The sequence below is a fragment of the Streptomyces sp. NPDC007875 genome (assembly GCF_042868035.1).
Taxonomy (GTDB): Bacteria; Actinomycetota; Actinomycetes; order Streptomycetales; family Streptomycetaceae; genus Streptomyces; species Streptomyces antimycoticus.
Genome location: NZ_JBIADZ010000007.1, coordinates 238,715 through 248,327 on the forward strand (window position 1 = coordinate 238,715; position 9,613 = coordinate 248,327).

At 70.9% G+C, this 9,613-nt stretch carries 7 protein-coding genes; all 7 read left to right on the forward strand.

Annotated features, from left to right (window positions below; genetic code table 11):
- Nucleotides 1-144: 144 nt before the first annotated feature.
- The 7 genes from ACFYOY_RS17190 (at nucleotide 145) to era (ending at nucleotide 9,375) form a co-directional block, all read left to right on the forward strand.
- Nucleotides 145-1,257, forward strand: a complete 1,113-nt coding sequence (locus ACFYOY_RS17190) for a PfkB family carbohydrate kinase (protein ID WP_093461703.1) — start codon at nucleotides 145-147, stop codon at nucleotides 1,255-1,257.
- A 182-nt stretch (nucleotides 1,258-1,439) separates the two neighbouring features.
- Nucleotides 1,440-2,444, forward strand: a complete 1,005-nt coding sequence (locus tag ACFYOY_RS17195) for a PhoH family protein (protein WP_093461702.1) — start codon at nucleotides 1,440-1,442, stop codon at nucleotides 2,442-2,444.
- A 12-nt stretch (nucleotides 2,445-2,456) separates the two neighbouring features.
- A complete protein-coding gene (ybeY, locus tag ACFYOY_RS17200) occupies nucleotides 2,457-2,954 on the forward strand; it encodes an rRNA maturation RNase YbeY (RefSeq protein WP_351882534.1) in 498 nt (165 codons plus the stop codon).
- Nucleotides 2,951-4,261 carry a hemolysin family protein gene (locus ACFYOY_RS17205; RefSeq protein WP_351882536.1) on the forward strand — a complete coding sequence of 437 codons (1,311 nt, stop codon included), beginning with the start codon at nucleotides 2,951-2,953 and terminating at the stop codon, nucleotides 4,259-4,261. Before ybeY ends, ACFYOY_RS17205 begins: the two co-directional genes overlap by 4 nt.
- 446 nt (nucleotides 4,262-4,707) lie before the next feature.
- Entirely contained in the window at nucleotides 4,708-7,689 is a 2,982-nt protein-coding gene (locus ACFYOY_RS17210; RefSeq protein WP_351882540.1) for an Ig-like domain-containing protein, read from the forward strand.
- A 179-nt stretch (nucleotides 7,690-7,868) separates the two neighbouring features.
- Entirely contained in the window at nucleotides 7,869-8,219 is a 351-nt protein-coding gene (locus ACFYOY_RS17215; RefSeq protein WP_078647413.1) for a cytidine deaminase, read from the forward strand.
- A gap of 199 nt (nucleotides 8,220-8,418) precedes the next feature.
- Nucleotides 8,419-9,375: a GTPase Era gene (era, locus tag ACFYOY_RS17220; protein WP_093461697.1), complete on the forward strand. Its 957-nt coding sequence runs from the start codon at nucleotides 8,419-8,421 to the stop codon at nucleotides 9,373-9,375.
- Nucleotides 9,376-9,613 lie beyond the last annotated feature (238 nt).

Sequence of the window (9,613 nt, forward strand, 5' to 3'; positions counted from 1 at the left end):
GGGGCCGCCCGGGTCGTGGGGGCGACGGACGCCCCGAGGGGGTGACGCCTGCCCGGTCCCCGGCCCGTTGTCCGTGCCATCGTGCACACTGTCCGCACCCGCATCCGACGATGGAGGCGGACCGGTCAGACCTGGGAGAGCGCGGTGACGACACACAACGGCGACAAGCTCACAGCGGGTTACCCCCTGCTCGACCCGCTCGAGGCCGTTCGCCGGCCCGGTGACCCGGCGTGCGACGTCTATCTCACCGGCACCGTCTTCCTGGACATCATCTTCACCGGTCTGGACACCGCTCCCGTCCGCGGCACCGAATCGTGGGCCCGCGGCATGGGGTCGAGCCCCGGCGGCGTCGCCAATATGGCCACCGCCCTGGCCCGGCTCGGCCTGCGCACCTCGCTCGCCGCCGCCTTCGGCGACGACCACTACGGGGACTACTGCCAGGACGCCCTGGACCGCGGCGAGGGCATCGATCTCTCGCTTTCCCGCACGATCCCCGGCTGGCACTCCCCGGTGACCGTCTCGATGGCCTACGAGGGCGAGCGGACCATGGTCTCCCATGGCCATGAGGCCCCGCCGCCCGAGGAGCCGGCGCCGAGCTGCCCGCCCCCGGCCCGCGCCGCCGTGGCCTCCCTGGTGCCCGGCCGCGGCCAGGAGTGGGTCGCCGAGGCCGCCCGCCGCGGCAGCAGGGTCTTCGCGGACGTCGGCTGGGACGACACCGGCCGCTGGGATCCGGCCGACCTCGCCGAACTGGAGCACTGCGAGGCGTTCCTGCCCAATGCGGAGGAGGCGATGCGCTACACCCGCACCGACTGCCCGCGCGCCGCCGCCCGGGCCCTCGCCGACCTGGTCCCGCTCGCCGTCGTCACGCTCGGCTCCGAGGGGGCGTACGCTGTCGACGGCCGCACCGGCGAGACCGCCGAGGTGCCCGCGATCTCCGTGGAGGCCCTGGACCCGACCGGCGCCGGGGACGTGTTCGTCGCCGGGTTCGTCACCGGCACGCTCGCCGACTGGCCGCTCGCCGACCGGCTGGCCTTCGCCGGGCTGACCGCCGCGCTGTCGGTGCAGGAGTTCGGCGGCTCGCTGTCCGCGCCCGGCTGGGTCGAGATCGCCGCCTGGTGGCAGCACGCCCGCTCCTACGACGACCAGCCCGGCCGCGCGCTGCGCCGCTACGCCTTCCTCGACCGGCTGCTCCCGGCCGCCGCCCGCCCGTGGCCGCTGCGCCGGGCCGTTCCGACGATCGGTTTCCGCCAGGCGTAGCGCCGAGGTCCCGGGCCCTGGAGCGGCCGGGGCGGGGGAGCCCCAGGTGAGTGCGGTGATGAGTGGATGAGGAGTAAAAGTGCTCGGGTCTTGTCGGTGCTCCGTCGTACCCTTGTAGCCAAGGTTGTCGAGCGGCGAGAACCTTTGTGCCAGGAGGTAGAAGCAGGCCAGAGAGCCGGCCCATGACGCAACCAACCACAGCACCGCAGGCGCATGCGCAGTTCACGGTCCCGAACAAGCACCCCATGGTCATGGTCCTGGGATCCGGTGACGCGCTGCTGCGTGTGATCGAGAACGCGTTCCCGGCGACCGATATCCACGTACGGGGCAACCAAGTCAGCGCCACTGGGGATCCGAAGGAAGTCGCCCTGGTCCAGCGTCTGTTCGATGAGATGATGCTGGTGCTCCGCACCGGTCAACCGATGACGGAGGATGCGGTGGAGCGCTCGATCTCCATGTTGCGCGCGGCCGAAAATGGAGAGGGCGGAGGGCAGGAGACGCCTGCCGAGGTGCTCACTCAGAACATCCTCTCCAACCGCGGTCGCACCATCCGTCCCAAGACGCTCAACCAGAAGCGCTATGTCGACGCCATCGACAAGCACACGGTTGTCTTCGGCATCGGGCCGGCGGGCACCGGCAAGACCTATCTGGCCATGGCCAAGGCGGTCCAGGCGCTGCAGTCCAAGCAGGTCACCCGGATCATCCTCACCCGGCCGGCGGTCGAGGCGGGGGAGCGGCTCGGCTTCCTGCCCGGCACCCTCTACGAGAAGATCGACCCGTATCTGCGGCCGCTCTACGACGCGCTGCACGACATGCTCGACCCCGACTCCATCCCGCGCCTGATGGCCGCGGGCACGATCGAGGTCGCGCCGCTGGCGTATATGCGTGGCCGGACGCTCAATGACGCGTTCATCATCCTCGACGAGGCCCAGAACACGAACCCCGAGCAGATGAAGATGTTCCTCACCCGGCTCGGCTTCGACTCCAAGATAGTGATCACGGGCGACATCACCCAGATCGACCTCCCCGGCGGGACCAAGAGCGGTCTGCGCCAGGTGCGGGAGATCCTGGATGGCGTCGAGGACGTGCACTTCTCCATGCTCACCAGCACCGACGTGGTCCGTCACAAGCTGGTCGGCCGTATCGTCGACGCATACGACCAGTACGACAGCCGCAACGGAAAGTAACCACGAACCCCCATGGCGATCGACGTCAACAACGAGTCCGGTACCGATATCGACGAGCGGGCTGTGCTCGACGTCGCCCGCTACGCGCTGGCCCGGATGCGTATCCACCCGCTCTCCGAGCTCTCGGTGATCGTCGTCGACGCCGACGCCATGGAGCAGCTGCACATCCAGTGGATGGACCTGCCGGGGCCGACCGATGTCATGTCCTTCCCGATGGACGAGCTGCGCCCGCCGGCCAAGGACGACGAGGAGCCCCCGCAGGGCCTCCTCGGGGACATCGTGCTCTGCCCCGAAGTGGCCAAGAAGCAGGGGGAGGAGGCGTCGACCGGGCACTCCATGGACGAGGAGCTGCAGCTGCTCACCGTCCACGGCGTCCTCCACCTCCTCGGCTATGACCACGAGGAGGCGGACGAGCGCGCCGAGATGTTCGGCCTGCAGGCTGCCATCCTCGACGGCTGGCGCGCGGAGCAGGGCCTGACCGGCCCCTCCCCGGCCCCCACCGTCCGATGAGCGCCCAGCTCGTCACCGCGACCGTCCTGCTGGTCGTGGTGGCCTGGCTGGCGGCCTGCGCGGAGGCCGGTCTCGCCCGCACCACCCGGTTCCGGGCCGAGGAGGCCGTGCGCTCCGGGCGGCGGGGCAGCGCCAAGCTGATGCTCGTCGCCGAGGACCCCACCCGCTATCTCAATGTGGCGCTGCTGGTCAGGGTCGCCTGCGAGGTCGCGGCGGGCGCGGTCGTCACGTTCGCGAGTCTGCGCGAGTTCGACGAGACCTGGAAGGCGCTGACCGTCGCGATCGGCGTGATGGTCCTGGTGTCGTATGTGGCCGTCGGCGTCTCCCCGCGCACCATCGGCGCCCAGCATCCGCTCAACACCGCGACCGTCGCCGCCTATGTGCTGATCCCGCTGGCCCGCGTCATGGGCCCCATCCCGCCGCTGCTGATCCTCCTCGGTAACGCGCTCACGCCCGGCAAGGGCTTCCGTAAGGGCCCGTTCGCCTCCGAGGCCGAGCTGCGCGCCCTGGTGGACCTCGCCGAGCAGGAGTCGCTGATCGAGGACGAGGAGCGGCGCATGGTCCACTCCGTCTTCGAGCTCGGCGACACCCTGGTGCGCGAGGTGATGGTGCCGCGCACCGACCTCGTGGTCATCGAGCGCTTCAAGACCATCCGGCAGGCCCTCACCCTCGCGCTGCGCTCCGGCTTCTCCCGGATCCCGGTCACCGGGGAAAACGAGGACGACATCGTCGGGGTCGTCTACCTCAAGGATCTTGTCCGTAAGACGCATATCAACCGCGAGGCCGAGGCCGAGCTGGTCTCCACGGCGATGCGGCCCGCCACCTTCGTCCCGGATACCAAGAACGCGGGCGATCTGCTGCGCGAGATGCAGCAGGAGCGCAACCACGTCGCCGTCGTGATCGACGAGTACGGCGGCACGGCCGGCATCGTCACCATCGAGGACATCCTCGAGGAGATCGTCGGCGAGATCACCGATGAGTACGACCGCGAGCTGCCGCCCATCGAGGACCTCGGCGACGGCACCCACCGGGTGACCGCCCGGCTGGCCCTGGGCGACTTGGGCGAGCTGTACGGCACGGACTTGGAGGACGAGGACGTCGAGACGGTGGGCGGGCTGCTCGCCAAGGCGCTGGGCCGGGTGCCGATCGCGGGTGCCACGGCCGAGGTCGACGTCCCCGAGGGCGGCATCGACCCCGCGCTCAAGGCGCTGCGGCTGACCGCCGAGTCCCCGGCGGGCCGCCGCAACCGCATTGTCACGGTGCTGGTCGAGCCGGTCCGCGAAACCGCGGCGGCCGAGCCGGAGTAGCCCTCCAACAGCCCCCACGCACCCGCGACGCGGCCCCGTCCACACCCCGTGGGCGGGGCCGCGACGTCATGCCGCGAAACCGGGGCCGCGCCGTCATGCCGCGAAGCCCGCCGCTCCGCGCTCCCGCGGCACGCGCCGGGGCGCGGCACCGCCTGCGCGGCAGCGGGCCGCCGCGCCAGCGCATCGGCAACGCGCGGCCCGCGCTGCGCCATACGAGTGGAATAGCCGTCCGCTCCCTGGCCCATCTGGCGTAGGCCCCCGCTTACTTGCAGATACCGACTGGTGGGTCGCCCATACCTCTGTCGGGGGACAGTCGGCTTGTCTTGCTTGACGTAGACAGGTCGGCCGTATGGGCACCCCCTGCAGAGGCCATGGCTCCGCGTGGCATGCGCCGCGCGGAGCCGGGCGGCTCATCCCCCTGAGATCAGGAAAGGGCGGCCGCCTCCATGTCCACCACCGCGGTGACCTCTACGCCGAATCCCTCCGTCTTCGGCGAATCCGTCACCTACACCGCCAATGTCACCGGCATCACCACCGGGACCCCTCCGTGGGGCGACGTGACCTTCGTCATCGCCGGTGGCCCGACCATCGGCCCCGTAACGCTCACCCAAACCGGAGTCGACTCCGGCACGGCCAGCGTGACCGATTCCACCCTCGCCGTCGGCTCCCATCTGGTCACGGCGAACTTCGTCAACTCCAGCGATCCGGTCGACAATTCGTCCGGCACGACCATCCAGCAGGTCAACCAGTCGGCGACGGTCACCACCGTCACCTTCGTCCCGCCCGCGCCCGTCTGCGGGGAGACCGTGACGCTGACCGCCAATGTGGCGGCGGTGCCCCCGGGCAGCGGCACACCCACCGGTACGGTCACCTTCATCATCAGCGCGGACGGGCCCACGGTGACCGGGGCCCTCGACGGGGCCGGGAACGCTTCCGTCACCGTCCCCGCCCTGAGCGTGGGAACGCACCAGGTCGCCGCGTTCTACAACGGCGACACCAACTTCGCCGCTTCCAACTCGGCCTTGACGCCGCTCACCGTCAACCCGGCGGACTCGACCACGACCCTCACCGTGTCCCCGGCCGCGCCGGTCTGCGGCGAGGAGGTGACTCTGTGCGCCCAGGTCACCACGACGCCGCCCGGCACCTGTACCCCGACGGGCACGGTGACGTTCGCCGTCGACGGTGTGCCGTTCGTCGTCGCCGTGCTCGACCCCAGTGGCCAGGCATGTGTGACGACCAGCGACATCTCGGTGGGGACACACACCGTGACGGCCACCTACAACGGCAACGGGGATGTCGCGGGCTCGACCGGCACCGCATCGGTCACGGTCGGCCAGGGAGCCTCGACCACAACGGTCACGGTGTCCCCGGCCGCACCGGTCTGCGGTGAGACGGTCACCATCTGCGCCCAGGTGACGGTGTCGCCGCCGAGCACCTGTACGCCCACGGGCACGGTGACCTTCGTGATCACCGGCGGTCCGACCCTGACGGGCATGCTGGACGCGGCCGGCCAGGCATGTGTGACCACCAACGCGCTGACCGCGGGGTCTTACACCGTGACGGCCACGTACGGAGGCGACACGGGCGTCGCGAGCTCCACCGGCTCGGGGTCGGTCACCGTGGGGCAGGGCACGTCGACCACCACGGTGAGCGTCTCGCCCAGCCCGGCCGTCTGCGGTGAGACGGTGACCATCTGCGCGGACGTGACCGTCGCGCCGCCGAGCACATGCCTCCCCACCGGGAATGTGATCTTCGTGATCACCGGCGGTCCGACCCTGACCGGCGTACTCGACGCGGCCGGCCAGGCCTGCGTGACCACCGATGCCATTCCGGTCGGCACGCACACCGTGACCGCGACTTACGAGGGCGACGGGGGTGTCACGGGCTCGACGGGGACCGGCTCCGTCACGGTGAACCAGGCGTCCTCGACGACCGTGCTGACCATCACGCCCAGCACGGCGTCATGCGGCGAGACGGTTCTTCTGTGCGCCCAGGTCACCACGACGCCGCCCGGCACCTGCCTGCCGACCGGAACGGTCACCTTCGCCATCGCGGGTGGTCCGACGCTGACCGGGGTGGTCGATGCGACCGGCCAGGCATGCGTGACCACCAGCGCCATCCCGCCCGGCACCCACGCGGTGACGGCCACCTACTCCGGTGACACCGGCGTCGCCAGTTCGTCCGCCACCGGGTCCGTCATGGTCAACCAGGGTGTCTCGACCACGACGCTGTCCTTCTTGCCCAGCTCTCCGGTGTGCGGCCAGCCGGTGACCTTGTGTGCTCAGGTGACGGTCACGCCGCCCAGCACCTGCACTGCGACCGGGACGGTGACGTTCACGATCGCGGGCGGTCCGACGCTGACCGGGACACTCGACGCAAGTGGTCAGGCGTGTGTGACGTCCAATGCCATTCCGGTGGGCACGCATGCGGTGACGGCCACCTACGCGGGGAACGCCGGCGTCGCGGGCTCGTCGGCCTCCGGCTCCATCACCGTCGGCCAGGCCACGTCCACGACCACGCTGACCATCACGCCCGCCTCTCCGGTGTGCGGCCAGCCGGTGACCCTGTGCGCGCAGGTGACGACGACGTCGCCCGGCACCTGCACTCCGACCGGAACCGTGACGTTCGTGATCACGGGCGGTCCGACCTTGACCGGAACGCTCAACGGCAGCGGCCAGGCATGTGTGACGACCAATGCCATCCCGACCGGCGCGCATGCGGTGACGGCCACCTACGGGGGCAACACCGGCGTCGCGGGCTCGTCGGCCTCCGGCTCCGTGACCGTCAACCAGGCGAGCACCACAACCACGCTCACCTCCTCGCCGAACCCGTCCACCCCTGGCCAGAACGTGACCTTCACGGCCACCGTCGCCGCGGTGCCGCCTGCGACGGGCACGCCGACCGGGACCGTCACCTTCGTGATCAGCGGCGGGCCCACCCTCACCGGCACGCTCAACGCCTCCGGCGTGGCGACGGCCAGCACCAACGCCCTCACCACCGGAGCGCACACGGTCACCGCCACCTACAACGGCGACGGCTGCTTCGGCACTTCGACGTCACCGACGATCACACAGAACGTGGTCGCGGCGCCGACCGGGACCACCGTGACCGCCACCCCGGCCACCATCCGGCTGCGGTTCAACGGCACGTTGATCATCCCGACCCTGAGCGCAACGCTGAGGGACGCGTCGAACAACCCGATCCCCGGCCAGACCCTCACCTTCGTCGCCAACTCCGTACTGGGCCCGATCCCGCTGGGCAGCGCGGTCACCAACGCCAGCGGCACGGCGACGCTCAGCAACGTCACCGTGTCGCCGACCGTGCTCACCGCCTCGACGTACACCGCCTCCTTCGCCGGCGCCCCGGGCCTGAGTCCGTCGTCGGGCTCGGCCTCGCTGACCTTCCAGCCGACGCCGATCCTCCCGTAAGGCCCCGAGAACACCTGGAGACAGGAGAGAGACACCTGGAGCACACGGCACGCCCGCGCCGGGCCGCCCCGCAGCGGCCCGGCGCGGGCCGCCGTGTGCCCGGGAGCGGGCTCGGGCTCGGCTCCCCGTCCACCCCACCGGCGTCACCGCCGGTCAACGCCCCGCATATGCTCATCCGCATGAGCGAAGCAGCGCAGCTGGACCCCGAAGACCGCAAGATCATCACGCTGGCCCGCTCCGCGCGGGCCCGCAACTCCGTGGCGGAGGGCGCCGCCGTCCGCGATGAGACGGGGCGTACCTATGTCGCCGGGACCGTGGCCCTCGACTCGCTGAAGCTGAGCGCCCTGCGGACCGCCGTCGCCATGGCCGTGGCGAGCGGTGCCACGTCCCTGGAGGCCGCGGCCGTGGTGACCGAGGCGGAGAGCGCGTCGGACGAGGACCGCGCGGCCGTACGGGACCTCGGCGGGGCCGGGACGCCGGTGCTGCTGGCGGGCCTCGACGGCACCCTGCGGGCCACGCTCCCGGCCTGACCGACCCACCGGCCACCGGCGGTCGTACGAGGCCGGAACGACTGGTCTACGGGGGCCGGAACGACTGGTCGTACGGGGGCCGGGACGACTGGTCGTACGGGGGCCGGGACGACCGGCCGTACGCCGCCGGGACGACCGGCCGTACGAGACCCGGGGCGACTGGTCCGAGCGGGCCGGGGCATCGGGGAGAATGGGGTCCATGACTGCCGGTACCTCCCCGTCCCCGACCGAGCAGCGGGAGACCCCGCACCGCTCGGGCTTCGCCTGCTTCGTCGGCCGCCCCAACGCGGGCAAGTCGACCCTGACCAATGCGCTGGTGGGGACGAAGGTCGCGATCACCTCGAACCGCCCGCAGACCACCCGCCACACCGTCCGCGGCATCGTGCACCGCCCCGAGGCCCAGCTGGTGCTCGTCGACACCCCCGGTCTGCACAAGCCGCGCACCCTGCTCGGCGAGCGGCTCAACGATGTCGTGCGCACCACTTGGGCCGAGGTCGACGTCATCGGCTTCTGTCTGCCCGCCGACCAGAAGCTCGGCCCCGGCGACCGCTACATCGCCACCGAACTCGCGGGGATCAAGAAGACCCCCAAGGTCGCGATCGTCACCAAGACCGATCTGGTCGAGTCCAAGCAGCTGGCCGAGCAATTGATCGCCATCGACCGGCTCGGCACGGAGCTGGGCATCGAATGGGCCGAGATCGTCCCGGTGTCGGCTGTGGGCGACAAGCAGGTGGGCCTGCTGGCGGATCTGCTGGTCCCGCTGCTGCCCGAGGGCCCGGCGCTCTACCCCGAGGGCGACCTTACCGATGAGCCCGAGCAGGTCATGGTCGCCGAGCTGATCCGGGAGGCCGCGCTGGAGGGCGTACGGGATGAACTGCCGCACTCCATCGCGGTGGTCGTGGAGGAGATGCTGCCCCGCGAGGACCGCCCCGCGGACCGGCCGCTCCTCGACATCCACGCCAACCTCTACATCGAGCGGCCCAGCCAGAAGGGCATCATCATCGGCCCCAAGGGACGCCGCCTCAAGGAGGTCGGCACCAAGTCCCGCAAGCACATCGAGGCGCTGCTGGGTACGCCGGTCTTTCTCGACCTTCATGTGAAGGTCGCCAAGGACTGGCAGCGTGACCCGAAGCAGCTGCGGAAGCTGGGGTTCTGAGCCGGGCCTACGCTGCTGCGGAAGCTGGGGGTTCTGAGTCTGGCCCTCACTGCCGGTCGGAGGCCGGTGCGGCCGTGCGAAGCGCGGGAGGCCCTCTGGGGCCGAGCGGTGCGAGGGCGGCAGATGGAGGGGGCTCGGGGTGCTGCTGGGTACGCCGGTCTTTCTCGACCTTCATGTGAAGGTCGCCAAGGACTGGCAGCGTGACCCGAAGCAGCTGCGGAAGCTGGGGTTCTGAGCC

Coding starts and splice junctions, on each gene's coding strand:
- ybeY (WP_351882534.1), top strand. CDS start 2,457: ATGGCGATCGACGTCAACAACGAGTCCGGTACCGATATCGACGAGCGG.
- era (WP_093461697.1), top strand. CDS start 8,419: ATGACTGCCGGTACCTCCCCGTCCCCGACCGAGCAGCGGGAGACCCCG.
- ACFYOY_RS17210 (WP_351882540.1), top strand. CDS start 4,708: ATGTCCACCACCGCGGTGACCTCTACGCCGAATCCCTCCGTCTTCGGC.
- ACFYOY_RS17195 (WP_093461702.1), top strand. CDS start 1,440: ATGACGCAACCAACCACAGCACCGCAGGCGCATGCGCAGTTCACGGTC.
- ACFYOY_RS17215 (WP_078647413.1), top strand. CDS start 7,869: ATGAGCGAAGCAGCGCAGCTGGACCCCGAAGACCGCAAGATCATCACG.
- ACFYOY_RS17205 (WP_351882536.1), top strand. CDS start 2,951: ATGAGCGCCCAGCTCGTCACCGCGACCGTCCTGCTGGTCGTGGTGGCC.